This window comes from Comamonas flocculans, from assembly GCF_007954405.1.
GTDB lineage: Bacteria > Pseudomonadota > Gammaproteobacteria > Burkholderiales > Burkholderiaceae_C > Comamonas_C > Comamonas_C flocculans.
In genome coordinates, this window is record NZ_CP042344.1 from 403,356 (window position 1) to 426,272 (window position 22,917).

Below are 22,917 nucleotides of genomic sequence, written 5' to 3' on the forward strand. Positions count from 1 at the left end.
TAGCAAAATGTGCCGGTGGGCCGCGCGCTGATTCGTCAGAACCTTGTAAGTGCGAACTGCAACAGTGATCCGGTTTGGCAATAACTTGTTGATAGGAGACAAATTCACATGGCTACCTCTTCTTCTGCAATCGATTCGATACTGGTCGAAAACCGGGTATTTCCGCCATCCGAAGAGATGGTGAAGAACGCCAACATCTCCGGCATGGACGCCTACAAGGCCATGTGCGCCGAAGCCGACAAGGACTTCGAGGGCTTCTGGGGCAATCTGGCGCGCAAGCACGTGGTCTGGACCAAACCCTTCACCCGCGTGCTCGACGGCAGCAACGCGCCCTTCTACAAGTGGTTTGACGACGGCGAGCTCAACGTCAGCGCCAACTGCCTGGACAAGCACATGGGCACGCCGGTCGAAAACAAGACGGCCATCATCTTCGAGGCCGACGACGGCGCCGTCACCAAGGTCACCTACAAGGAACTGCTCGCGCGCGTGGGCCAGTTTGCCAATGCGCTCAAGAGCCGCGGGATTCAAAAGGGCGACCGCGTCATCCTCTACATGCCGATGACCATCGAGGGCGTGGTGGCGATGCAGGCCTGCGCACGCCTGGGGGTCATCCACAGCGTGGTGTTCGGCGGCTTCTCGGCCAAGGCGCTGCAGGACCGCATCGTGGACGTCGGCGCCGTCGCCGTGATCACCGCCAACTACCAGATGCGCGGCGGCAAGGAGATGCCGCTCAAGGCCATCGTGGACGACGCCATCGCGCTGGGCGGCTGCGAATCGGTCAAGAACGTCTTCGTCTATGAGCGCACCAAGACCGCCTGCGCCATGACCGCCGGGCGCGACCACACCTTCAGCGAAGTCCTCGAGGGCCAGAGCACCGAATGCGCCCCCGTGCCGGTGAACGCCGAGCATCCGCTGTACATCCTCTATACCTCCGGCTCCACCGGCAAGCCCAAGGGCGTGCAGCACTCCAGCGGCGGCTACCTGCTGCAGGCCAAGCTCACCATGGACTGGACTTTCGACCTCAAGCCCGAAGACGTCTTCTGGTGCACCGCCGACATCGGCTGGGTCACGGGCCATTCCTACGTCGTCTACGGGCCGCTGGCCGCCGGCGCCACCGAAATCGTCTTCGAAGGCATCCCCACCTACCCCAACGCCGGGCGCTTCTGGGACATGGTCCAGCGCCACAAGTGCACCGTCTTCTATACCGCACCGACGGCCATCCGCTCGCTCATCAAGGCCTCGGAAGCGGACGACAAGGTGCATCCCAAGTCCTACGACCTCAAGAGCCTGCGCATCATCGGCAGCGTGGGTGAGCCGATCAACCCCGAAGCCTGGGTCTGGTACTACAACCACGTGGGCGGCGGGCGCTGCCCCATCGTCGATACCTACTGGCAGACCGAAACCGGCACGCACATGATCAACCCGCTGCCCGGCGCCACGCCGCTGGTGCCGGGTTCGTGCACGCTGCCGCTGCCGGGCATCTACCCGGCGATCGTCGACGAAACCGGCGAGGAAATGCCCAACGGCAAGGGCGGCATGCTGGCCTACAAGAAGCCCTGGCCCAGCATGATCCGCACCATCTGGGGCGACCCCGAGCGCTTCAAGAAGACCTACTTCCCGCCCGAGATGAAGGGCTACTACTTCGCCGGCGACGGCGCGGTGCGCTCCGAGGACCGCGGGTACTTTCGCGTGACGGGGCGCATCGACGACGTGCTCAACGTCTCCGGCCACCGCCTGGGCACCATGGAAGTCGAATCCGCCCTGGTGGCCAAGACCGACCTCGTGGCCGAGGCCGCCGTCGTGGCCCGCCCGGACGACCTCACGGGCGAGGCCATCTGCGCCTTCGTGGTCCTGAAGCGCCCGCTGCCCAGCGACGAGGAAGCCAAGGCGATCGCCAAGGAACTGCGCGACTGGGTGGCCAAGGAAATCGGCCCCATCGCCAAGCCCAAGGACATCCGCTTCGGCGAGAACCTGCCCAAGACCCGCTCGGGCAAGATCATGCGCCGCCTGCTGCGCTCGCTGGCCAAGGGCGAAGCCATCACCCAGGACACCAGCACGCTGGAAAACCCGCAGATCCTCGAGCAGCTCGCGCACAACAACTGAGCGCGCTGCCATACTTGCGGGCCATCGGGCCTGTCGATTCGCAAGGGTCGGCAGGCCTTTCCTTTTTGGGAGCACAAGGCATGGATGCAGGAGCCATCACCGACGTCGCGGGCCTCGAAGTCGGCCATTTCAGCGACCCGCGCCGCCCCACCGGCTGCAGCGTGGTCATCGCCCGCGAAGGCGCGGTGGCCGGTGTGGACGTGCGCGGCGCGGCGCCGGGTACGCGCGAAACCGATCTGCTCGATCCCACCCACCTGGTGCCGCATGTGCACGCCATCATGCTCGCCGGCGGCAGCGCCTGGGGGCTGGACGCCGCCAGCGGCGCGATGCGCTGGCTGGAGGAGCATGGCATAGGCATGGACGTGGGTGCCGGTCTGGTGCCGCTGGTGCCGGCCGCGGTGCTGTTCGACCTGCACGTGGGCGATCCTGCCGTCCGCCCCGACGCCCAGGCCGGCTACGCCGCCTGCGTGGCCGCGTCGCGCCAGCGCCCGGCCGAGGGCAACGTGGGCGCGGGCAGCGGCGCCACCGTGGGCAAGCTCTTCGGCCCGGAACTGGCGATGAAAAGCGGCATAGGCACGGCTTCGGTGCGCCTGGGCGAGGTGACCGTGGGCGCACTGGTCGCTTGCAACGCGGTGGGCGACGTGGTGGACCCCGCCAATGGCCAGACCGTGGCCGGCGCACGCACCGCCGACGGCCGCGCGCTGCGCCACTGCACCGCCGCCATGCTGCGCGGCGAGGCCCTGCACCCGCTGCTGGCAGGCACCAACACCACCATAGGCGTGGTGGCGACCGATGCCCCCCTGACCAAGGCCGAGGCCAAGCGCCTGGCCACCACCGCGCACGACGGCCTGGCGCGCACCATCAACCCGGTGCACACCATGATGGATGGCGATACGCTCTTTGCGCTGACCACCGGCAAGGCCGCCCGCTCACCCGGCATGGTGGTGCTGGCCGTGATGGCCGCCGAGGCCGTGGCCCGCGCCACGCTGCGCGCCGCCCGCACGGCGCGCGGCATCAGCACCAGCAACGGGCTGGTCCTGCCCGCCTGGGACGGGCTCGATCAGTCGTGAAGCCCGCGCTCGTCGGGCTCGTCGGTGGAGATGCTGATCACGCTCACCTGCTGGCCCTTGGACTTGCGCCAGGCATAGATCGCGTAGCCCGAGAGGCTGTAGCAGGCAAATGCCAGGAAGAGCACGCTGGGCGGGTCGATGTTGATGATGGCAATGCCCAGCGCGATCAGCACCAGCACCACGAAGGGCACGCTCTGGCGGGCCTGGACGTCCTTGAAGCTGTAGAAGGGCACGTTGGTCACCATGGTCAGGCCCGCATACAGCGTGATGGCAAACGCGATCCAGGTCGCCTGCGGCCAATTCAGATGCCCGCCTATGCCGCGCTGCACGCCGTTGTCGGTCATCAGCCAGATGAAGCCCATCACCAGCGCCGCGGCCGCCGGTGAAGGCAGGCCCTGGAAGTAGCGCTTGTCCACCACCGCGGTATTGACGTTGAAGCGCGCCAGGCGCAGCGCGGCGCAGGCGCAATAGACGAAGGCGGCAATCCAGCCCCAGCGCCCCAGCCCCTTGAGCGCCCAGACATAGACGATGAGCGCCGGCGCGGCACCGAACGAGACCATGTCGGCGAGCGAATCCATCTGCTCGCCGAAGGCGCTCTGGGTGTTGGTCATGCGCGCCACGCGCCCGTCCAGGCTGTCGAAAATCATCGCCGAGAACACGCCCAGGGCCGACTGGTCGAAGCGTCCGTTGATCGCCATGACGATGGCGTAGAAGCCGCTGAACAGGGCCGCCAGGGTGAACAGATTGGGCAGGATGTAGATGCCCTTGCGGCGTCTGCGCGCGAGCGCATCGGCATCCTGGCTGTTCTCGTAGTTTGAAGGCATATTCGTGTTTATCCCTTGTGCTGCAACCGCCTGCAGCTATTGTTTTTATGGTTTCTGGCGGCTTGAGCAGACCGCCACAGTGTAGCCAGCGGGCGCCCATGCAAAAAGGCCACGCGGTGGTGGCCTTCTGTGGCAAAAGCGGTGCCGGCCGCGCTCAGTTGCGGCTGCGGTCCACCAGCTTGTTCTTGGCGATCCAGGGCATCATGGAGCGCAGCTTCTCGCCCACGACCTCGATCTGGTGTGCCGCCATGTTGCGCCGGCGCGCCGTCATGCTCGGGTAGCCGGTGCGCCCTTCCAGGATGAACTGCTTGGCGTAGTCGCCGTTCTGGATGTTCCTGAGCGCCTCGCGCATCGCGGCGCGCGAGCTCTCGTTGATCACGCGCGGACCGGTCACGTACTCGCCGAACTCGGCGTTGTTGCTGATCGAGTAGTTCATGTTGGCGATGCCGCCCTCGTAGATCAGGTCGACGATGAGCTTGAGCTCGTGCAGGCACTCGAAATAGGCCATCTCGGGCGCGTAGCCGGCTTCCACCAGGGTCTCGAAGCCCATCTTCACCAGTTCCACCGCGCCGCCGCAGAGCACGGCCTGCTCGCCGAACAGGTCGGTTTCGGTCTCTTCCTTGAAGTTGGTCTCGATGATGCCGGCCTTGCCGCCACCATTGGCCATGGCGTAGGACAGGGCCAGGTCGCGCGCGCGGCCCGACTTGTCCTGGTGCACCGCCACCAGGTGCGGCACGCCGCCGCCCTGGGTGTAGGTGTTGCGTACGGTGTGGCCGGGTGCCTTGGGCGCGACCATCCACACGTCCAGGTCGGCGCGCGGCACGACCTGGTTGTAGTGCACGTTGAAGCCGTGCGCGAAGGCGAGCGACGCGCCCTGCTTGATGTTGGGCTCCACGTGGTGGGTATAGACCTCGGCGATCTGCTCGTCGGGCAGCAGCATCATGACGACGTCGGCGGACTTGACGGCCTCGTCCACTTCGTTGACGGTGAGCCCGGCCTTGCCGACCTTGTCCCAGCTCGCGCCGCCCTTGCGCAGGCCGACCACGACCTTCACGCCGCTGTCGTTGAGGTTCTGCGCATGCGCGTGGCCCTGGCTGCCGTAGCCGATGATGGCCACGGTCTTGCCCTTGATCAGGGACAGATCACAGTCTTTGTCGTAGAAAACTTTCATGGGTGCTCCGGTTGAAATGGCTGGATGGGGGAGGAATGCAAGGGAAATTCAGACGCGCAACACGCGCTCGCCGCGGCCTATGCCGCTCAGGCCGGTGCGCACGGTCTCGAGTATGGCCGAGCGGTCTATCGCCTGCAGGAAGGCTTCGGTCTTCTGCTGGTCGCCGGTGATCTCTATGGTGTAGCTCTTTTCCGTGACGTCGATAATGCGTCCGCGGAAGATGTCGGCCATGCGCTTGAGCTCTTCGCGCTCCTTGCCCACGGCACGCACCTTGACCATCATCAGCTCACGCTCGGCATAGGCGCCCTCGGTCAGGTCCACCACCTTGACGACCTCGATCAGGCGATTCAGGTGCTTGGTGATCTGCTCTATCACCTCTTCCGAGCCGTGCGTCTGTATCGTCATGCGCGACAGCGACGCGTCCTCGGTGGGCGCCACGGTGAGCGACTCGATGTTGTAGCCACGCGCCGAAAACAGGGCAACCACGCGCGACAGGGCTCCGGGCTCGTTCTCGAGCAGCACGGCAATGATGTGTTTCATGGTGAGATTCCTCTTTTTGCGACGGCAGCACGATCACCCGGTGGTCGCAGAAAACTGCCGTTTTTCGCCGCCCTCCCCCGGCCCCGGTAAGGGCCGGGCTTGGCGGGCAATAGATTCGTCAAAATTTGCTATTACAGGAATAGCTGCTTGCGCCCGCCCAGCATGGGCCAGGGCCTGATTTTTCTCAAAGGTCTTCCGAGCCCAGCAGCATTTCCGTGATGCCCTTGCCCGGCTGCACCATCGGGAACACGTTCTCGGTGGGGTCGGTGCGGATGTCCAGGAACACCGTGCGGTCCTTGAGCCGGCGCGCCTCGCGCAGCGCGCCTTCCACGTCCTGCGGGCGCTCCACCAGCAGGCCGACGTGGCCGTAGGCCTCGGCGAGCTTGACGAAGTTGGGCAGCGCGTCCATGTAGGTCTGGCTGTAGCGCCCGGCGTACTGGATCTCCTGCCACTGGCGCACCATGCCCAGATAGCGGTTGTTCAGCGCGACGATCTTGATCGGCGTGTCGTACTGCAGGCAGGTGGAGAGTTCCTGGATGTTCATCTGCACCGAGCCCTCGCCGGTGATGCAGAACACCTCGGAATCGGGCTTGGCCAGCTTGATGCCCATGGCGTAGGGGATGCCCACGCCCATGGTGCCCAGGCCGCCCGAGTTGATCCAGCGCCGCGGCTCGTCGAAGTGGTAGTACTGCGCGGCCCACATTTGGTGCTGACCGACGTCGGAGGTGATGTAGGCGTCGGTGCCCCGGGTCATGTTCCACAGCGTCTCGACGACGAACTGCGGCTTGATGACCTCGGTATTGCCGCGGTCGTAGGCCAGGCAGTCGCGCCCGCGCCACTCCTCGATCTGCTTCCACCAGGCGGCCAGCGCCTCGGCGTCGGGTTTGGCGCCCGCGTCGCGCACCTGGGAAATCAGCTCGCCCAGCACCTCCTTGACGTCGCCCACGATGGGCACGTCCACGCGCACGCGCTTGGAGATGCTGGAAGGGTCGATGTCGATGTGGATGATCTTGCGGTCGCGCTGGGCAAAGTGCTTGGTGTTGCCGATCACGCGGTCGTCGAAGCGCGCGCCCACAGCCAGCAGCACGTCGCAGTTCTGCATCGCGTTGTTGGCCTCGAAGGTGCCGTGCATGCCCAGCATGCCGACGAACTTGCGGTCGCTCGCCGGGTAGGCGCCCAGGCCCATCAGCGTGTGCGTGACCGGGTAGCCCAGCAGATCGACGAGCGTGCGCAGCTCCTGGCAGGCGTTGCCCAGCAGCACGCCGCCGCCGGTGTAGATGTAGGGGCGCTTGGCCGAAAGCAGCAGTTGCAGCGCCTTGCGGATCTGGCCCGGGTGGCCCTTCTTCACCGGGTTGTAGGAGCGCATTTCCACCGTTTCGGGGTAGCCGGCGTACAGGGTCTTGTTGAGCGAGACGTCCTTGGGGATGTCGACCACCACCGGGCCGGGGCGGCCGGTGCGCGCGATGTGAAAGGCCTTCTTGATGGTCAGCGCCAGGTCGCGCACGTCCTTGACCAGGAAGTTGTGCTTGACCACCGGACGCGTGATGCCCACGGTGTCGCATTCCTGGAAGGCGTCCAGGCCGATCGCCGCCGTCGGCACCTGCCCGGCGATGATGACCATGGGAATCGAATCCATGTAGGCCGTGGCGATGCCCGTGACCGCATTGGTCAGGCCCGGCCCGGAGGTGACCAGCGCCACGCCCACGTCGCCGGTGGCGCGCGCGAAACCGTCGGCCGCGTGCACCGCTGCCTGTTCGTGGCGCACCAGCACGTGCTGGATGGTGTCTTGCTTGTACAGCGCGTCGTAGATGTAGAGCACGGCGCCGCCGGGGTAGCCCCAGAGGTGCTGCACACCTTCGGCCTGCAGCGCACGCACGAGGATCTCGGCACCCATCAGCTCCTGCTGCGCGGTAGCCGCGCCGCCTTCGGCGGCCGCAGCCGCCTTTGCCATTTCGGCCTTGGAGATTTCCATGTTCAACCTTTGCGAATTTCTCTGACGAAAAACCTAGGGTGCCCCTTGGTCGAGCCCTCGTGAGGCCGCTTCGGGACTTGAGGCCTCGGTCATGGGCGTCGACAGGTTCGCGCCGGACCGGGACCCGTTTGCTTCGTAACAAGTAGAGCGACATTATTGCACCGCAGCATGGGCTTGTGGCAAATGGCGCCAAAAGACAACACGATGGGATAATTGCCGCTGTCGCGGTGCAGCATGCGCCGCCGCCGTGCCCCTGGCGCCCGCGGGAACCCCCTTCCTTGGCCACAGAACAAGAGCTCTCCGATTTCCTCAAGAACACAGAAAGGCGCGCCTTCAAGCGTGCGCTCTATCATGTGCGTGACGAGGAGGCGGCGCTGGACATCGTGCAGGACAGCATGCTCAAGCTGTCGGTGCACTATGGCGACAAGCCGCCGGCCGAGCTGCCCATGCTGTTTCAGCGCATCCTCTCCAACTGCATGCTGGACTGGTTCCGCCGGCAGAAGACGCGCAGGGCGCTGTTCACCAACCTCAGCGATTTCGAAGGCCCCTCCGACGACGGCCAGGACTTCGACCTGCTCGAGACCTGGCTGGCGCCGCAGGACGGCAGCGGCGCCGGCGGCCAGAGCGGGGAAGACGCGCTCAAGCGCAGCCAGACGGTGCAGGCCATCGAAGCGGCGATCGAACAGCTCCCGGCCCGTCAACGTGAGGCTTTTCTGATGCGTTACTGGGAAGAAATGGATGTTGCAGAAACCGCAGCCGCCATGGGATGCTCTGAAGGCAGTGTAAAAACGCACTGTTTTCGTGCCGTACAGGCCCTGGGCAAGTTGCTCAAGGCCCAAGGAATCACGCCATGAACCAGACCACTGCCACGCTCAGCCCGGAAGCGGACGCCTTCGCGCGCCGCGTTGCCCTGCGCCTTGCGCAGGCCAGCGACGACCTGCACCACGACATCACCGAGCGCCTGCGCGTGGCGCGCCTGCAGGCGCTGGCCGAACGCAAACGCCCGGCCGCGCAGCCGGCGCTGCACTGGCGCACGGCGCCTGCCGTCATCGCTCAGGGACCGGCGGCGGCGCTGGGCGGCGGCAGCGAACGCCCGCACTGGTGGCAGCCGGCGGTGTCCCTCGTCTGGATCATCGCGCTGCTGATCGGCCTGGTGCTGGTGCACCATACGCAGGTGGAGACCACCACGAGCGAGCTCACCGAAATCGACACCGCCCTGCTCACCGACGAGCTCCCGCCCTCCGCCTATACGGACCCGGGCTTCGCACAGTTCCTCAAAACCAGCCGCAGCAAACCCTGATGCCCAGACGTTCTGCCCGGCGCTGACGCAATGCCAGCACCGCCCGCCGCCCAGCCCTCCCGCACGCTTTCGCTCATCGCCCTCGTCCTGACTCTGGCGCTGTGCGGCGTGCTCGCGTTTGCCGGCTGGCTGGCGGTACGCCAGGTCAGGGCGCTGCCGGGCCTGGTCATGCCGGCGAGCAAACCGGCGCCTGCGGTCATCCTTGCGGCGCGCCGGCCCGCTCCGGTCGTCGAAGAATCCGGCCCGCCCTGGGTCAGCCTGGGCACGGCGCAGCAGCAGGCCCTGGAGCCGCTGCAGCCGCACTGGAGCACGCTGACCGAGGCGCAGAAGCGCAAATGGATGTCGATTGCCGACGGCTTTGCCACCCTGGCGCCGTCCAGCCAGAAAAGGCTGCAGGCGCGCATGACCGCCTGGGCTGCGCTGACCCCGCAGGAGCGCAACCGCGCACGCCTGAACTTTGCGGCCACGCGCAGGCTCGCTCCACCGGCCCGGCAGGAGCAGTGGGATGCCTACCAGGCCCTGGCGCCCGAAGCGCGCCAGGCGCTGATCGAGCGCGCGGCGCCAGCGCCGCAGGGGGCGGCGATCGCGGTGCGCCCCGCGCCGGCGAACAAGTTCGTGCGCGTGCCCGCGGCGCAGGGCAACACCCCTGCGGGCGCCAACCCGCCCAAGATCCTGCCGCCGGTGGTGGACATGGTGCCGGTACCGGTGGTGCGCCCACCTGAAGCCGCACCGATGCCGGCGCCGGTGGAGACCGCGCCCGTGAGCATCCCCTCCGCCACGGGCACCGAGCTGCCGCCCCTGAGCGCCCCGCCCGCCCCGGCGCCCCCTTCCGTCCCGGCGCCGGCCGACCACATGCTCAGGCCGCTGTCGGGCGAGCTACCGGCGCCGACCTTGAACCCGGCGGCCGGCGAGGCCTCGCCCATGCCGACAGAGCCGGCTCCCGAGCCTGCGCCGACGACCTCCACGCCCACACCGGACGCGGACAGCGCCGCCGCCCCGCCCCGCACCGAGCCATGAACGCCGCAACCCCGCCTTCCTCCCCCGCCGCCGCACCGCAGGCCGAGGTGAAGCTGCAAGCCCCCGCCCTGTGGCGGCGCATGGCCTGCTGGCTGTATGAAGCCATCCTGCTCTTCGGCCTGGTTTTCATCGCCGACTACCTGTTTGACACGCTGAGCCAGTCACGCCACGGCCTGGCCAACCGGGCGCTGCGCATGGGCTATCTGTTCGTCGTCTTCGGCATCTATTTCGGCTGGTTCTGGTCGCGCGGCCAGACGCTGGCGCAGAAAACCTGGCACATCCGCGTGGTCGATGCCCGGGGGCGCGCGCTCGGCCAGCCGCGCGCGCTGCTGCGCTATCTGCTGGCCTGGCTGTGGTTCCTGCCGCCGCTGGCCGCCCACCAGCTCGGGCTGCCGCTGTTCAGCACGCTGGCCTTGCTACTGCTGTGGATCGTGCTATGGGCACTGGCAAGCCGCCTGCACCCGCAGCAGCAGTTCTGGCACGACCAACTCGCCGGCACGCGCCTGATCCACGATGCGCGCCCCGCGCCGGCGCGCCGCAGACCATGAGCGACGCGCACCCGCACAAGCACCGCAGTGGCCTGTCCCGGCTCTGGCATGCCACCGGCTATTCGCTCGCGGGCCTGCGTGCGGCCTGGGCCGAAAAGGCCTTTCGCCAGGAAGCCGTCCTTGCCATGCTGATGCTGCCCGCGGCCTGCTGGCTGGCCCAGGACTGGCTGCAGCTGGCCGTGCTCTGGGCCAGCGTGGTGCTGGTGCTGATCGTGGAGCTGCTCAATTCGGGCATAGAGAGCGCAATCGACCGCATCGGGCCACAGCTGCATCCGCTGTCCGCACGCGCCAAGGATCTGGGCAGCGCAGCGGTGCTGCTGTCGCTGCTGCTGGCCGGCGCCGTCTGGGCGCTGGCGCTGTACCACCGTTTTTTCTCCCATGGCTGAAGCTGCGTTTTCCCTTTGCGTCTACCTGGGCTCGCGTCCGGGCAACAGGCCGCTGTTTGTCGAAGCGGCGCAGCAGGTGGGCCGCTGGATAGGCGAGCACCAGGGCCAGCTCGTCTACGGCGGCGGCAACAGCGGCCTGATGGGCGTGCTGGCGCAGACCGCGCGCGCGGCGGGCGGGCGGGTGGTGGGCGTCATCCCGCAGGCGCTGGTCAACAAGGAGCTGGCCAACCACGCCTGCGACGAGCTGCACGTCGTCGCGACCATGCACGAGCGCAAGGCCATGATGGCCGAACGCAGCGACGCCTTCCTGGCCATACCTGGCGGCATAGGCACGCTGGAAGAGCTGTTCGAGATCTGGACCTGGCGCCAGCTGGGCTACCACGACAAGCCCGTGGGGGTACTCGACGCCGGCGGATACTACGCGAAGATGCTCGCCTTCCTGCGGCAGGCGGTGGACGACGGCCTGATGAGCGACTGGCAGATGCAGCTGGTGCGCACCGGCAGCGACCCGGCAACACTGCTGCAGGAGCTGGTGCAGGAAGCCGGCCTGCCCGGCGCGACCAAGCACCTGCGCAGCATCATCTGAGCGGCGCGCTGCGCCAGGCCGGGTTCGAGGCGCGCGGCTTCAGACGGCTGCGTCGTCGAGCTCTCCGGTGCGGATGCGGATCACCCGCTGCACGGCGGTGACGAAGATCTTGCCATCGCCGATCTTGCCGGTGCGCGCGGCGGTCACGATGGCGTCCACGCAGCGTTCAACCTCGGAGTCGGGCACGACCACCTCCACCTTGACCTTGGGCAGGAAGTCCACCACGTACTCGGCGCCGCGGTAGAGCTCGGTATGGCCCTTCTGGCGGCCGAAGCCCTTGACCTCGGTGACCGTGAGCCCGGTCACGCCGCAGCTTGCCAATGCCTCGCGGACCTCGTCGAGTTTGAAGGGCTTGATGAGGGCGGTGATCATTTGCATGGTGCTTGGGTCCTGAAGAGAAAAAAGAGAAGGGACAGAGGCCGTTCATCCGGCAAAGCGCTGGCTGGCGCTGTGGCGCCATTCGCTGCCAAAGCCCAGACGCGACACCCGCGGCCCCGTGGCCGCCTGGTGGCGCTTGAATTCGGAGCGGCGCACCAGGCCCAGCACGCGCTCGCACTCGGCGCGTGGCAGGCCTGCGGCCACCATGACCTGCAGGTCCTGGCCGCCCTCCAGGTGAGCGCCGATGATGGCATCGAGCAGCTCGTAGGGCGGCAGGCTGTCCTGGTCGGTCTGGTCGGCTCGCAGCTCGGCGCTGGGCGGGCGCGTGATGATGCGCTCGGGTATCGGCTCGCTGCCGGCGCCGAAAGGGTCGTGCGCGTTGCGCCAGCGCGCCAGAGCGAACGCTTGGGTCTTGAGCACGTCGCGGATTGGCGCAAAGCCGCCCGCCATGTCGCCGTAGAGCGTGCAATAGCCCGTGGCCAGCTCGCTCTTGTTGCCGGTCACCAGCACCACCGCCCCGGTCTTGTTGGACAAGGCCATGAGCAGGCTGCCGCGCACGCGCGCCTGCAGGTTCTCCTCGGTGGTGTCTTCGGGCAGACCGGCAAACAAGGGCGCGAGCGCCGCGCGAAAGCCGGAAAACAGCGGACCGATGGCGATGTCGGCTATGCGCGCGCCCACGCGGCGGGCCATCTCGTGCGCGTCGATGCGACTGATCTCGGCGCTGTAGGGCGAGGGCATGAACAGCGTGCGCACCCGCTCCGGCCCGAGCGCATCGACCGCCAGCGCCAGCACCAGCGCCGAATCCAGCCCGCCGGACAAGCCCAGCACCACGCCCGGAAAACCGTTGAGCGCAACGTAGTCGCGCAGCGCGCACACCAGCGCGCGCCACAGCTCCTCCTGCCAGTCGGCGACGTGCTCCACTCGCGCTTCTATCGTGATAGCGCCTTGCGCTTGTCTGATGCGGGCTACAGCCGTTTCTTCTTCAAACAAGGACAAGCGCATGGCGGCGCTGCCGTCGGCCTGCAGCGCGAGCGACTGCCCGGCGAACAGCCATTCGTCCTGCCCGCCCACGCCGCGCGCGGCCAGCAGCGGCAGGCGGCTGCGCCGCATGCACTGGCGCAGGCGCTGTTCCCACTGTGCCGACTGGCCCAGCGCATAAGGCGTGGCGTCGAGCACCAGCAGCAGGCGCGCACCGCGGCGCGCGAGTGCCTGCGCCGCGCCCTCGGCGTCGATGTCCGCGCCGATGAGCAAGCCCAGGCGCAGGCCGGCGTGCTCAAAGACGCTGTCCTCGCTGCCCGCGACAAAGTAGCGCGCATCGTCCGAGGTGCCGCCATCGACCAGCACGCGCCGCGCATGGCGGCACAGCAGCGCGCCGCCGGCGTAGACGCTCGCCGCGTCGTGCAGGCGCGCGGCGCCCGGCGCCCGGCAGGGATGGCCCACCACCAGCGCCAGGCCGGGCAGCTCTGCGGTGGCCGCGGCGACCTGGGCCAGGCCCCGCTCGCAAGCGTCGATGAAGGCCGGGCGCAGCAGCAGGTCGGCCGGCATGTAGCCGCTCAGCGCAAGCTGGGGCGTGAGCAGCACGGCGGCGCCGTCGGCATGCGCCTGGCGCGCGGCAGCGATGATGCGTCGCACATTGGCGGCAATGTCGCCCACGGTGCTGCGCATCTGGGCAATGCCAAGAAGAGGAAACATGGCGGTTCTCGAAGTAACGCGCCATTATCGCCACGCCTTTGGCGCGTCGATGCGGGCCGCAGAGCCGATTGCGCGATGATCTGCCCATGAGCCCCCCCTGCCCGCCCGAACCGCCGTTGCAGGAGCACGCCGGCCTGACCGCGATCGACGCCCGCGAGTGGGACGCGCTGCTGGCCGCCCAGCCCTGCCCCACGCCCTTCATGCGCCATGCCTACCTGGCCGCGCTGCACGACAGCGGCAGCGCCTGCACGCGCACCGGCTGGGCGCCGCACGGCTTCACGCTGCGCGACGCGCAGGGCGCGCTGTCCGGCGCCTGCCTGCTCTACCTCAAGAGCCATTCGCGCGGCGAATACGTATTCGACTGGGCCTGGGCCGACGCCTACGCCCGCCACGGCCTGGCATACTACCCCAAGGCCGTGCTGGCTGTGCCCTTCACGCCGGTACCAGGCACCCGCCTGCTGGCGCGCGACCAGCGCACGCGCACCGCGCTGCTGCACGGGGTGCTGCAATGGTGCGGCGAGCGCAATCTGTCCTCGCTGCACCTGCTGTTCGGGGCGCACGAAGACCTGCAGGCCGCCCGCACGCTGGGCATGGCGCAGCGCGACACGGTGCAGTTTCACTGGCACAACCACCACCCGCGACAAGAGCGCCCGTTTGGCGACTTCGAGGACTTCCTGGCCGCGCTGTCGCAGGACAAGCGCAAGAAGATCCGCCAGGAACGCCGGCGCGTGGCGCAGGCCGGCGTGCAGTTCCGGGTACTGCAGGGCGCGCAGATCACGCCAGCCGACTGGGACTTCTTTTATGCCTGCTACCAGCGTACCTACGCCGAGCACGGCAATCCGCCCTACCTCACACCCGAGTTCTTTCGCCGCATGGGGCGCACCATGGCGGAGCACTGGGTGCTCTTCGTGGCCGAGCGCGCGGGTCAGCCAATTGCTTGCAGTTTGATAGCTGTTGCCGCAGGCGGGGCAAGCGAAAGCGGCCAAAAACGTTCAAAAGAACTGGTGGCCTACGGCCGCTACTGGGGCGCGCTGGAGCGCGTGGACTGCCTGCATTTCGAGGCCTGCTACTACCAGCCCATCGCCTGGTGCATCGCCCAGGGCGTACAGCGCTTTGAAGGCGGCGCCCAGGGCGAGCACAAGCTGGCGCGCGCGCTGCTGCCCAGCCGCGCGAGCAGCGCGCACTGGATCGCCGACCCGGCCTTCGCCCGCGCGATCGACGACTTCGTGGCGCGTGAAGGCGCCGCCGTGGCCGGCTACCAGGACGAGCTGCAGGCGCACAGCCCGTTTCGGCACTCGCCCTAGCGGCGAGGGCAGCGCGGCCGGCACACCACGGCGCCGCCGTGCCGCGCCCCGATCAGGGATGGGCGCGCACGTAATTGGCCACGCCGTCCATCAGTTCCTTGTGGGCGGCGGCAACGCCGTCCCAGCCCAGCACCTTGACCCACTTGCCGTCTTCCAGGTCCTTGTAGTGCTCGAAGAAGTGGCTGATCGCCTTCAGGCGCATGGGGTTGACGTCGTCCACCGTCTTCCAGCCGTCGTACATCTTGAGCACCTTGGAGGAAGGCACGGCCAGGATCTTGCCGTCTATGCCGGCTTCGTCCTCCATCTTCAGGATGCCCAGGGGACGGCAGCTCACGCCCACGCCCGGCAGCAGCGGATAGGGCGTGATCACCAGCACGTCCACCGGATCGCCGTCGCCCGACAGGGTCTGCGGCACGTAGCCGTAATTGCAGGGGTAGTACATCGCCACCGTGAGGAAACGGTCGACGAAGACGGTGTTGGTGTCCTTGTCCACCTCGTACTTGACGGGATCGGACTCGGCGGGAATCTCGATGACGACGTTGAAGAGATCGGGGAGCAGGTCCCCGGGACTGACGTGGTTCAGAGCCATGTTTGCAGGTTGCGGCAGTTGAAAAAAAGAGAACCCAAGGGTTTTCCCCCGGGCAAAACAGCCACGGATTCTACGAAGCCGAGCTTGCCGCTTGCTTGCACCCTGCTTTGCGCAGTAGATTAGCGGGGTTGGCCAATCGACTCCGATGGGCTCGGAGAGCGAGGAAGCAACGCGGTGGAAGCACTTCTCACTAGCGTTGCGCTTCCGTCTCTGACAAACACAAAGGAGATTCGACAATGCCTCAATCGGCAGAGCTGACAACGCCACTGGTCGTGGCCCTGGTATGCGGGGTCATCGCGGTGGTCTACGGCCTGTGGGCCCGCGGCTGGATCCTGGCCAAGGACGCGGGCAACGCGCGCATGCAGGAGATCGCCGGCGCCATCCAGCAGGGGGCCGCGGCCTACCTGGCCAAGCAGTACAAGGCCATTGCCCTCGTCGGCATCGTGCTGGCGGTGCTGATCGCGCTGTTCCTCGACGTGACCACGGCCGTGGGCTTCATCGTCGGCGCGGTGCTTTCGGGCGCCTGCGGCTTCATCGGCATGAACGTCTCGGTGCGCGCCAACGTGCGCACCGCGCAGGCGGCGACGCAAGGCATAGGCCCGGCGCTCGATGTGGCCTTTCGCGGCGGAGCGATCACCGGCATGCTGGTGGTGGGGCTGGGCCTGCTGGGCGTCACCGGCTTCTACTGGTTCCTGGGCGGCCCGGCGGCCGGCAGCCATGCGCTCAACCCGCTGATCGGCCTGGCATTTGGCTCCTCGCTGATTTCCATCTTCGCGCGCCTGGGCGGCGGCATCTTCACCAAGGGCGCGGACGTGGGCGCCGACCTGGTGGGCAAGGTGGAAGCGGGCATCCCCGAGGACGACCCGCGCAACCCCGCGGTGATCGCCGACAACGTGGGCGACAACGTGGGCGATTGCGCCGGCATGGCGGCCGACCTGTTCGAGACCTACGCGGTGACCCTGATCGCCACCATGGTGCTCGGCGGCCTGCTGATCAAGGGCGCGGGCGCGCACGCCGTGGTCTATCCGCTGGCGCTGGGGGCCGTGTCCATCATCGCGTCCATCATCGGCACCTTCTTCGTCAAGGCGCGCCCGGGCATGACCAACGTGATGCCCGCGCTCTACAAGGGCCTGGGCGTGGCCGGCATCCTGTCGCTGATCGCCTTCTACTTCGTCACCGCCTGGATCATTCCGGACAACGCCCTGGGCGGCACGGGCGCGGTGGGCAAGCTCTTCGGCGCCTGCGTCGTCGGCCTGGTGCTGACCGGGTTGCTGGTGTGGATCACCGAGTACTACACCGGCACGCAGTACAAGCCGGTGCAGCATGTGGCGCAGGCCAGCACCACGGGCCATGCGACCAATATCATCGCGGGCATAGGCATCAGCATGAAGTCCACCGCCTGGCCGGTGATCTTCGTGTGCATCGCCATCCTCGTGTCCTACACGCTGGCAGGCCTGTATGGCGTGGCGATCGCCGCCATGTCCATGCTGTCGATGGCCGGCATCATCGTGGCGCTGGACGCCTACGGCCCGATCACCGACAACGCCGGCGGCATCGCCGAGATGGCCGAGATGCCCGCCAGCGTACGTGACATCACCGACCCGCTGGACGCCGTGGGCAACACCACCAAGGCGGTGACCAAGGGCTACGCCATCGGCTCGGCGGGCCTGGCGGCGCTGGTGCTGTTTGCCGACTACACGCACAAGCTGGAAACCTTTGGCCAGTCGGTGAGCTTCGATCTTTCTGACCCGATGGTGATCGTCGGACTGTTCATCGGCGGCCTGATTCCCTACCTGTTCGGCGCCATGGCCATGGAGGCGGTGGGCCGCGCGGCCGGCAGCGTGGTCGAGGAGGTGCGCCGCCAGTTCCGCGAGATTCCCGGCATCATGCAAGGCACGGCCAAGCCCGAATACGGTCGTGCCGTCAGCATGCTGACCGGCGCCGCGATCAAGGAGATGATGATCCCCTCGCTGCTGCCCGTGGTCGTGCCCATCGTCATCGGTCTGGCGCTCGGCCCCAAGGCGCTGGGCGGCCTGCTCATGGGCACCATCGTCACCGGGCTGTTCGTGGCGATTTCCATGTGCACCGGCGGCGGCGCCTGGGACAATGCCAAGAAGTACATCGAGGACGGCCACCACGGCGGCAAGGGCAGCGAAGCCCACAAGGCCGCGGTCACCGGTGACACCGTGGGCGACCCCTACAAGGACACCGCCGGCCCGGCCGTGAACCCGCTCATCAAGATCATCAACATCGTGGCGCTGCTCATCGTGCCGCTGGTGGTCAAGTTCCATACGGGCGGCTGACACTGCCATCAAAATGAGAGCGGCTGGCGCACGAAGGACGTGCGCCAGCCGCTTTTTTGCCTCTGGACCACGGTGGCGCCAACGGCTCTGGCCTTCAGTGCGGAACCCGGCGCAAAGCCGCAAAACGACACTGCAGCAAGGCCGGGCGAGCCAATGGGCGATAGCCCCGCAAGGCGCAGCCGTGTCAGCGCCGCCCGCCCAGCAGGCCGCTGCCCAGCTTGACCAGGTCCGCCAGATCCACCTTGCCGTCACCGTCCTGGTCGAGCACCGCGCCCAGCAGACCGCCGGCCAGACCGCCCTGCTGCCGCGCGCGCGCACCCTCCTGGCCCAGCACCCGACCGAGGCCGCCCGCATCAAGGCCGCCGGCACCCACCCGGCGGGCCAGCACCGCCATGACCATGGGCGCGAGCATCTTGAGCAACTGCCCGGCCTGCGCGCCGCTGAGCCCCGTGGCCTGGCCCAGGCCCGCCTCGGCACGCGATTGCGCACCGCCGAAGACGTGACCGAGGATGCCGCCCGCGTCCATCTGCCGGCTGGCGGGCGCGCCGCCCCCCAGCACGCCGCCGAGCAGGCTGCCCAGGCCACCACCACCCAGCAGGCCCGCAAGGTCCACGGCGCCCTGCCCTGCGTGGTCGCGCTGCAACGCCCCGAGCAGCGCATCGGCGCCGCCCGGCCGCGCGGCATTGCGGCCCAAGGCCCCAAGCAGCAGGGGCAGGGCTGCGCCCACGGCCTGGCGCGTGCGTTCGGTGTCCGCGCCCAACTCTGCGGCCATGCGCTGCATCGCTCCGCCTTGCAGCTGGCCGAGCAGTTCGTCCATCAAAGTGCTGTCCATCGTCCTTCCTTCAGCTATCCATGTGCAAGGAATATAGGCGCCGGCATGCCCACCCCCCGGCCGGGTGGCGATACCACAATGTGAACAAGCGTCAGGCCTTGGGGCGGTTCGCTATCCGAAGTAGAGCTGCCAGCGCTTGCTGCGCAAGGTCTAAAGGCGTTTTTGATTCACAAACCGCGTCAACCCCGGCTGCGGACCACGGCCTTGCATGCCCAGCCCTCGGGTACCTGCGCCGCGGCCAGGGCCTCGGCCAGGCCGGCGTGATCGTCGGCCACGCTGTAGAGAATCTGCTCCTCCTTGGGGTTGTGCAGCTGCAACAGCCCGAACAGCTCGTCCAGCGCGTCCTGCATGGTCTCGAGCTTCGCTCCCTCGCGGCAGGCCTGGGCGAGCGACTCCATCAACGGCCACATCAGCCCGTGTTCGCGCTCCATCACCATGATGGACAGGCCGACCGAGCCTTCGAGCGCCGGGAAAAGCACCGCCTCTTCCAGATACAGGTGCGTACGCAGCAGCTCCAGCGAACGCGCCAGCTCCACCTGGTCGCTGCTGCCGTCCATGGCGCCCTGCACGCCGAAGTCGATATCCTCGTGTTGCTGCTGCAACAGCGCACTGGCGCTCGGTGCTGACATCTGCGCATTCCCCTGCCGGTTCCAAACCAGGGCGCACCCTAGCACAGGCGCCAAGCACGCAATGCCGGGCGGGGCACTGTCGGGGCAGGCGCGCCCTGCTCCTGCAGGCCGCAGCCGACCTGGCCCGCGGCTTGGCTGGCGCAGGTTCAGACGGACTGGATGGCGCCGGGACGCGTGAGCTTGTCGGCTACGAGCAGTCCCTTGATCTCGACCTGGCTCAGGACGTCAAGCTCCTCTGCAACCACCGCAATCGGTTTGCCGCTGACCAGGGCGGTCTTGGCGATGCGCGCGGCCTTCTCGTAACCTATCAGCGGGCTGAGCGCGGTCACCAGCGTCACCGAGTCACCGATGCGCTGCTCCAGCAAGGCCCGGTTGGCGGTGATGCCCTGCACGCAATTGAGCTTGAGCGTCTCGCAGGCCTGCGCCAGGTGGTTCAGGCTCTTGTGCAGGCACCAGCCCATGATGGGCTCGAAGGCGTTGAGCTGCAGCTGCCCCGCCTCCACCGCCATGGTGATCGTGGCGTCGTTGCCCACCACCTCGAAGCACACCTGGTTGACTACCTCGGGGATCACCGGGTTGACCTTGCCCGGCATGATCGAAGAGCCCGCCTGGCGCGCGGGCAGGCAGATGTCGCCCAGCCCCGCCTGCGGCCCCGACGAGAGCAGGCGCAGGTCGTTGGCGATCTTGGACAGCTTGATGGCCACCCGCTTGAGCACCCCGGAGATGTCGGCAAACGCCCCAGTGTCGCAGGTAGCGGCAATCAGATCGGGCGCCTGGTGCACCGGCACCCCCGAGACCTGCGCAAGCCGCGCGGTCACGAGCGCCGCATAGCCCACGGGCGCATTGATGCCCGTGCCTATCGCCGTCGCGCCCATGTTGATTTCGCACATCAGCTCGCTCGACTGGCGCAGGCGCCGCTCATCGTCGGCCACCATGCTGGCAAAGGCGGCGAACTCCTGCCCCAGGGTCATGGGCACCGCGTCCTGCAGCTGGGTGCGGCCGATCTTGAGGATGTCGGCAAATTCGCGTGCCTTGTCCTCGAAGGCCAGGCGCAGGCTCGCCAGCGACTGCAGCAGGGTCTGAATGCCGAACCAGGTGGCGAGCTTGACCGCGGTGGGATAGGTATCGTTGGTGCTTTGCGAGGCATTCACGTGGTCATTGGGGTGCACCACCTCGTAGCTGCCGCGCGCCAGGCCCAGGTGCTCGAGCGCCCGGTTGGCGATCACCTCATTGGCGTTCATGTTGGTCGATGTGCCCGCCCCGCCCTGGATCACGTCCACCACGAACTGCTCGTGCAACTGGCCGGCGATCAGATCGTCACAGGCCTTGCAGATCGCATCGGCCACCTGCGGCTGCACCGCGCCCAGCTGCAGATTGGCCTGGGCCGCGGCCTTCTTCACGAAGGCAAAGGCGCGCACCAGCTCGGGCATGCGCGACACCGGGTTGCCGCTGATGGAAAAATTTTCCACCGCGCGGGCGCTGTGCACGCCCCAATAGGCATTGTCGGGGATGGATTTGCTTCCAAGGAAATCGTGTTCTTCACGCATGGCTCAGGGGGCTTTCTTCATCGAAACTGCCGTGCCACGCCGTCGCGGCGCATAAGGGGCGCAGCACAGGCTGATGGGGCAAGGCGTACAAGGACTGGAGCGTGCGCGGGCACAAGCCGCCGCGAACGCCAAACCCTTGATTATCGCTCAATGCAGAACGTGCATAACCCCACAAGCGCCGACGCTCATCCCCAAAGCACCGAACGCATGGAGATCGCGCCGCGCTGAAAGCCGGTATTGAAGAACTGCGGCGCCTCGTCGAGCCCTGCCGCACCAATGGCGTAGAGCAGCGGCAGGTAGTGGTCGTAGCTGGGGTGGGCCAGCTCGGCGATTTCCCCCCAGCTCTGGAAATCGATCAGGCTCTGCCAGTCCTGCGCCTGCAGCGCGTGGGTGACACGGCTGTCGAACTCCTGCGCCCAGGTGTAGGTGGCGTTGATGCCCGCCTGCGCGCGCAGCGCGCGCAGGTTGTGCACGATATTGCCGCTCGCGACGATCAGCACGCCACGCTCGCGCAGCGCGGCGAGCTGGCGGCCCAGCGCAAAATGCTGCGCGGGCGGGCGGTCGTAGGCAATGCTCAGCTGCGCCACCGGCAGGTCCGCCTTGGGGAACATCGGCTTGAGCACGCCCCAGGCGCCGTGGTCCAGGCCCCATTGCTCGGCATCCACGCCCAGCGGCGCGCCCGAGTCCGGATCGCGCAAGAACCGGGCGAGCGCCTGCACCGCGTCGGGCGCGCCGGGCGCGGGGTACTGCTGCTCGAACAGCTCGCGCGGGAATCCGCCAAAGTCGTGGATGGTGCGCGGCTGCGCCATGCCGGTCAGCCACCACGAAGCGCCGGTGATCCAGTGGGCAGAGATGCACAGCACCAGTTGCGGTCGTCCGCAGCGCGCCAGCAGTTGCTGGCCCATGTCCTCCCAGGTCAAGTGCCACGCATTGCGCTCGATGGCGTTCAGCGGACTGCCGTGGCCGACAAAGACCACGGGCATGCGTGCGCTGTGCTGTAACACGGGTGTCAGCACGGCGGTGTCGGGCAAGGGAAGTTCCCTGGCGCTCATGTAAGCTTCTCCATAAAGTGGCATTCAAAGCCGCCTGTCAGCCGACATCAGGCCGCAAAGCTCGTGGCCACGGGCACAGACATACAGGCGGCTTCGAGTCAATTCAAACCAACCCCGCAGGCTACCATCTTGGCGGGAATTCGGCTCGCACCGCAGCATTTCAAGCAAGGAACACGCCATGCAGCCATACGCTATCCAAGCGCTCCAGGGCGCACGCATACTGAGCCTCGCGCTCAACCTCCCCGGGCCTGCCGCGCTGATGCGCTGCCGCCGCATGGGCGCCACCTGCACCAAGGTGGAGCCGATGCCCGCACCCGCACAGGCGAGCGGCGACCCCATGGGCGTCTATTGCCCGCAGGCTTATCGCGAGATGCATGCCGACATCAGGGTGCTGCAACTCGACCTCAAGAGCGAGCCGGGCCGCGCGCAGCTGGAGAGCGAACTGGCGCAGACCGACGTGCTGCTGACCTCGTTTCGCCCCTCGGCGCTGGCCAAGCTCGGGCTTTCCTGGCAGACCCTGCAGGCGGGCCATCCGCAGCTGTCCCTGGTGCGCATCGTCGGCTCGCCCGGCGAGGCCGCGGAAGAACCCGGCCACGATCTGACCTACCTGGCGCAGGCAGGCCTGGTGACCGGCACCGACCTGCCGCCTACCCTGTTTGCCGACATGGGCGGCGCCTTGATGGCCAGCGAAGCCGTGCTGCAGGCCCAGCTCGCGCGCGCGCAGACGCAGCATGGCGTCTGCATTGAGGTGGCGCTCTCCGACGCCGCCGACTGGCTGGCCCTGCCGCGCAGCTGGCAGCTGACCGGCCCGCACGGCGCCGTGGGCGGTGCGCATGCGTTCTACCGCGTCTACCGCTGCGCCGACGGGCGCGTCGCGCTGGCAGCGCTGGAGCCCCACTTTGCTGCGCGCGTGCTCGCGCAGCTTGGCCTGCCGCCAGACGCCGACCCGCGTGCCCCGCAGCTGCACGACACCACGGCGCAGTGGCTGTCGGTGCGCAGCCGCGCCGAACTCGACGCGCTGGCACGCTCCCACGACATCCCCCTGTACACGCTGGCCTGAAGCGCAGCGCGTAC

General features: G+C 67.7%; 22 protein-coding genes. 11 read left to right on the top strand and 11 right to left on the bottom strand.

The annotated features are described in order from the left end of the window. Window positions 1-108 precede the first annotated feature (108 nt). Window positions 109-2,103: an acetate--CoA ligase gene (acs, locus tag FOZ74_RS02090; RefSeq protein WP_146911516.1), complete on the top strand. Its 1,995-nt coding sequence runs from the start codon at window positions 109-111 to the stop codon at window positions 2,101-2,103. 80 nt (window positions 2,104-2,183) lie between these two features. Then, window positions 2,184-3,173, top strand: coding sequence for a P1 family peptidase (locus FOZ74_RS02095; protein WP_146911517.1), 990 nt, complete (start codon window positions 2,184-2,186; stop codon window positions 3,171-3,173). Here FOZ74_RS02095 and pssA read toward each other — a convergent pair. The 4 genes from pssA to FOZ74_RS02115 all read right to left on the bottom strand — a co-directional run bounded on the left by pssA (window position 3,164) and on the right by FOZ74_RS02115 (window position 7,680). Next, a complete protein-coding gene (gene pssA / locus FOZ74_RS02100; RefSeq protein WP_146911518.1) occupies window positions 3,164-3,997 on the bottom strand; it encodes a CDP-diacylglycerol--serine O-phosphatidyltransferase in 834 nt (277 codons plus the stop codon). The genes FOZ74_RS02095 and pssA overlap by 10 nt on opposite strands. 154 nt (window positions 3,998-4,151) lie before the next feature. Beyond that, window positions 4,152-5,168, bottom strand: a complete 1,017-nt coding sequence (gene ilvC / locus FOZ74_RS02105) for a ketol-acid reductoisomerase (protein ID WP_146911519.1) — start codon at window positions 5,166-5,168, stop codon at window positions 4,152-4,154. A gap of 48 nt (window positions 5,169-5,216) precedes the next feature. Then, window positions 5,217-5,708, bottom strand: coding sequence for an acetolactate synthase small subunit (gene ilvN, locus FOZ74_RS02110; RefSeq protein WP_146911520.1), 492 nt, complete (start codon window positions 5,706-5,708; stop codon window positions 5,217-5,219). 184 nt (window positions 5,709-5,892) lie between these two features. Beyond that, the gene (locus FOZ74_RS02115) at window positions 5,893-7,680 is read right to left on the bottom strand and encodes an acetolactate synthase 3 catalytic subunit (RefSeq protein ID WP_146911521.1); all 1,788 of its coding nucleotides are present in this window, start codon (window positions 7,678-7,680) and stop codon (window positions 5,893-5,895) included. Window positions 7,681-7,958: 278 nt separating this feature from the next. On the opposite strand from FOZ74_RS02115, the gene FOZ74_RS02120 reads away from it, so the two are divergent. From FOZ74_RS02120 to FOZ74_RS02145, 6 genes are read left to right on the top strand one after another with little or no spacing between them, the layout of a single operon-like run. Further along, window positions 7,959-8,534 (top strand): RNA polymerase sigma factor, encoded by a 576-nt coding sequence (locus FOZ74_RS02120; RefSeq protein WP_146914041.1) that lies wholly within the window; start codon window positions 7,959-7,961, stop codon window positions 8,532-8,534. Further along, complete coding sequence (locus FOZ74_RS02125) at window positions 8,531-8,980, top strand: DUF3619 family protein (protein ID WP_146911522.1); 450 nt, start codon at window positions 8,531-8,533, stop codon at window positions 8,978-8,980. The genes FOZ74_RS02120 and FOZ74_RS02125 overlap by 4 nt, the downstream gene beginning before the upstream one ends. Before the next feature lie 30 nt (window positions 8,981-9,010). Then, entirely contained in the window at window positions 9,011-9,997 is a 987-nt protein-coding gene (locus FOZ74_RS02130) for a DUF3106 domain-containing protein (RefSeq protein WP_146911523.1), read from the top strand. Then, window positions 9,994-10,545 carry an RDD family protein gene (locus tag FOZ74_RS02135; RefSeq protein WP_146911524.1) on the top strand — a complete coding sequence of 184 codons (552 nt, stop codon included), beginning with the start codon at window positions 9,994-9,996 and terminating at the stop codon, window positions 10,543-10,545. Before FOZ74_RS02130 ends, FOZ74_RS02135 begins: the two co-directional genes overlap by 4 nt. After that, a complete protein-coding gene (locus tag FOZ74_RS02140; RefSeq protein ID WP_146911525.1) occupies window positions 10,542-10,931 on the top strand; it encodes a diacylglycerol kinase in 390 nt (129 codons plus the stop codon). Before FOZ74_RS02135 ends, FOZ74_RS02140 begins: the two co-directional genes overlap by 4 nt. After that, complete coding sequence (locus tag FOZ74_RS02145; protein WP_146911526.1) at window positions 10,924-11,517, top strand: LOG family protein; 594 nt, start codon at window positions 10,924-10,926, stop codon at window positions 11,515-11,517. The genes FOZ74_RS02140 and FOZ74_RS02145 overlap by 8 nt, the downstream gene beginning before the upstream one ends. A 39-nt stretch (window positions 11,518-11,556) precedes the next feature. Here FOZ74_RS02145 and FOZ74_RS02150 read toward each other — a convergent pair whose 3' ends face one another. Then, on the bottom strand, window positions 11,557-11,895 hold the full coding sequence (locus tag FOZ74_RS02150; protein WP_146911527.1) for a P-II family nitrogen regulator: 339 nt from the start codon (window positions 11,893-11,895) through the stop codon (window positions 11,557-11,559). Between the two features lie 45 nt (window positions 11,896-11,940). Continuing rightward, complete coding sequence (locus tag FOZ74_RS02155) at window positions 11,941-13,587, bottom strand: NAD+ synthase (RefSeq protein WP_146911528.1); 1,647 nt, start codon at window positions 13,585-13,587, stop codon at window positions 11,941-11,943. Window positions 13,588-13,673: 86 nt separating this feature from the next. On the opposite strand from FOZ74_RS02155, the gene FOZ74_RS02160 reads away from it, so the two are divergent. Then, the gene (locus FOZ74_RS02160; protein ID WP_146911529.1) at window positions 13,674-14,891 is read left to right on the top strand and encodes a GNAT family N-acetyltransferase; all 1,218 of its coding nucleotides are present in this window, start codon (window positions 13,674-13,676) and stop codon (window positions 14,889-14,891) included. Window positions 14,892-14,943: 52 nt separating this feature from the next. On the opposite strand, the gene ppa is transcribed toward FOZ74_RS02160, so the two are convergent. Continuing rightward, window positions 14,944-15,480, bottom strand: coding sequence for an inorganic diphosphatase (gene ppa / locus FOZ74_RS02165; RefSeq protein WP_146911530.1), 537 nt, complete (start codon window positions 15,478-15,480; stop codon window positions 14,944-14,946). 236 nt (window positions 15,481-15,716) lie between these two features. Here ppa and FOZ74_RS02170 point away from each other — a divergent pair, with 236 nt between their 5' ends. After that, window positions 15,717-17,783 carry a sodium-translocating pyrophosphatase gene (locus tag FOZ74_RS02170; protein WP_146911531.1) on the top strand — a complete coding sequence of 689 codons (2,067 nt, stop codon included), beginning with the start codon at window positions 15,717-15,719 and terminating at the stop codon, window positions 17,781-17,783. 184 nt (window positions 17,784-17,967) lie between these two features. On the opposite strand, the gene FOZ74_RS02175 is transcribed toward FOZ74_RS02170, so the two are convergent. From FOZ74_RS02175 to ygiD, 4 genes are all read right to left on the bottom strand, one after another. Further along, window positions 17,968-18,615, bottom strand: a complete 648-nt coding sequence (locus tag FOZ74_RS02175) for a DUF937 domain-containing protein (protein ID WP_146911532.1) — start codon at window positions 18,613-18,615, stop codon at window positions 17,968-17,970. Window positions 18,616-18,794: 179 nt separating this feature from the next. Then, the gene (locus FOZ74_RS02180; RefSeq protein ID WP_146911533.1) at window positions 18,795-19,244 is read right to left on the bottom strand and encodes a hemerythrin domain-containing protein; all 450 of its coding nucleotides are present in this window, start codon (window positions 19,242-19,244) and stop codon (window positions 18,795-18,797) included. 146 nt (window positions 19,245-19,390) lie between these two features. Beyond that, window positions 19,391-20,791 (bottom strand): aspartate ammonia-lyase, encoded by a 1,401-nt coding sequence (locus FOZ74_RS02185; RefSeq protein ID WP_146911534.1) that lies wholly within the window; start codon window positions 20,789-20,791, stop codon window positions 19,391-19,393. A 185-nt stretch (window positions 20,792-20,976) separates the two neighbouring features. Further along, on the bottom strand, window positions 20,977-21,843 hold the full coding sequence (ygiD, locus tag FOZ74_RS02190) for a 4,5-DOPA-extradiol-dioxygenase (RefSeq protein WP_186764635.1): 867 nt from the start codon (window positions 21,841-21,843) through the stop codon (window positions 20,977-20,979). 178 nt (window positions 21,844-22,021) lie between these two features. Between ygiD and FOZ74_RS02195 the strand changes: the two genes are divergently transcribed. After that, on the top strand, window positions 22,022-22,903 hold the full coding sequence (locus FOZ74_RS02195; RefSeq protein WP_146911536.1) for a CoA transferase: 882 nt from the start codon (window positions 22,022-22,024) through the stop codon (window positions 22,901-22,903). Window positions 22,904-22,917 lie beyond the last annotated feature (14 nt).

Bases quoted from the DNA above. Each gene is read 5' to 3' on its own strand.
- FOZ74_RS02185 (WP_146911534.1), bottom strand. From the start codon at position 20,791: ATGCGTGAAGAACACGATTTCCTTGGAAGCAAATCCATCCCCGACAAT.
- ygiD (WP_186764635.1), bottom strand. From the start codon at position 21,843: ATGAGCGCCAGGGAACTTCCCTTGCCCGACACCGCCGTGCTGACACCC.
- ilvN (WP_146911520.1), bottom strand. From the start codon at position 5,708: ATGAAACACATCATTGCCGTGCTGCTCGAGAACGAGCCCGGAGCCCTG.
- FOZ74_RS02195 (WP_146911536.1), top strand. From the start codon at position 22,022: ATGCAGCCATACGCTATCCAAGCGCTCCAGGGCGCACGCATACTGAGC.
- FOZ74_RS02130 (WP_146911523.1), top strand. From the start codon at position 9,011: ATGCCAGCACCGCCCGCCGCCCAGCCCTCCCGCACGCTTTCGCTCATC.
- FOZ74_RS02150 (WP_146911527.1), bottom strand. From the start codon at position 11,895: ATGCAAATGATCACCGCCCTCATCAAGCCCTTCAAACTCGACGAGGTC.
- FOZ74_RS02115 (WP_146911521.1), bottom strand. From the start codon at position 7,680: ATGGAAATCTCCAAGGCCGAAATGGCAAAGGCGGCTGCGGCCGCCGAA.
- FOZ74_RS02175 (WP_146911532.1), bottom strand. From the start codon at position 18,615: ATGGACAGCACTTTGATGGACGAACTGCTCGGCCAGCTGCAAGGCGGA.
- ppa (WP_146911530.1), bottom strand. From the start codon at position 15,480: ATGGCTCTGAACCACGTCAGTCCCGGGGACCTGCTCCCCGATCTCTTC.
- FOZ74_RS02140 (WP_146911525.1), top strand. From the start codon at position 10,542: ATGAGCGACGCGCACCCGCACAAGCACCGCAGTGGCCTGTCCCGGCTC.
- FOZ74_RS02145 (WP_146911526.1), top strand. From the start codon at position 10,924: ATGGCTGAAGCTGCGTTTTCCCTTTGCGTCTACCTGGGCTCGCGTCCG.
- FOZ74_RS02125 (WP_146911522.1), top strand. From the start codon at position 8,531: ATGAACCAGACCACTGCCACGCTCAGCCCGGAAGCGGACGCCTTCGCG.
- pssA (WP_146911518.1), bottom strand. From the start codon at position 3,997: ATGCCTTCAAACTACGAGAACAGCCAGGATGCCGATGCGCTCGCGCGC.
- FOZ74_RS02160 (WP_146911529.1), top strand. From the start codon at position 13,674: ATGAGCCCCCCCTGCCCGCCCGAACCGCCGTTGCAGGAGCACGCCGGC.
- ilvC (WP_146911519.1), bottom strand. From the start codon at position 5,168: ATGAAAGTTTTCTACGACAAAGACTGTGATCTGTCCCTGATCAAGGGC.
- FOZ74_RS02180 (WP_146911533.1), bottom strand. From the start codon at position 19,244: ATGTCAGCACCGAGCGCCAGTGCGCTGTTGCAGCAGCAACACGAGGAT.
- FOZ74_RS02135 (WP_146911524.1), top strand. From the start codon at position 9,994: ATGAACGCCGCAACCCCGCCTTCCTCCCCCGCCGCCGCACCGCAGGCC.
- acs (WP_146911516.1), top strand. From the start codon at position 109: ATGGCTACCTCTTCTTCTGCAATCGATTCGATACTGGTCGAAAACCGG.
- FOZ74_RS02095 (WP_146911517.1), top strand. From the start codon at position 2,184: ATGGATGCAGGAGCCATCACCGACGTCGCGGGCCTCGAAGTCGGCCAT.
- FOZ74_RS02155 (WP_146911528.1), bottom strand. From the start codon at position 13,587: ATGTTTCCTCTTCTTGGCATTGCCCAGATGCGCAGCACCGTGGGCGAC.
- FOZ74_RS02170 (WP_146911531.1), top strand. From the start codon at position 15,717: ATGCCTCAATCGGCAGAGCTGACAACGCCACTGGTCGTGGCCCTGGTA.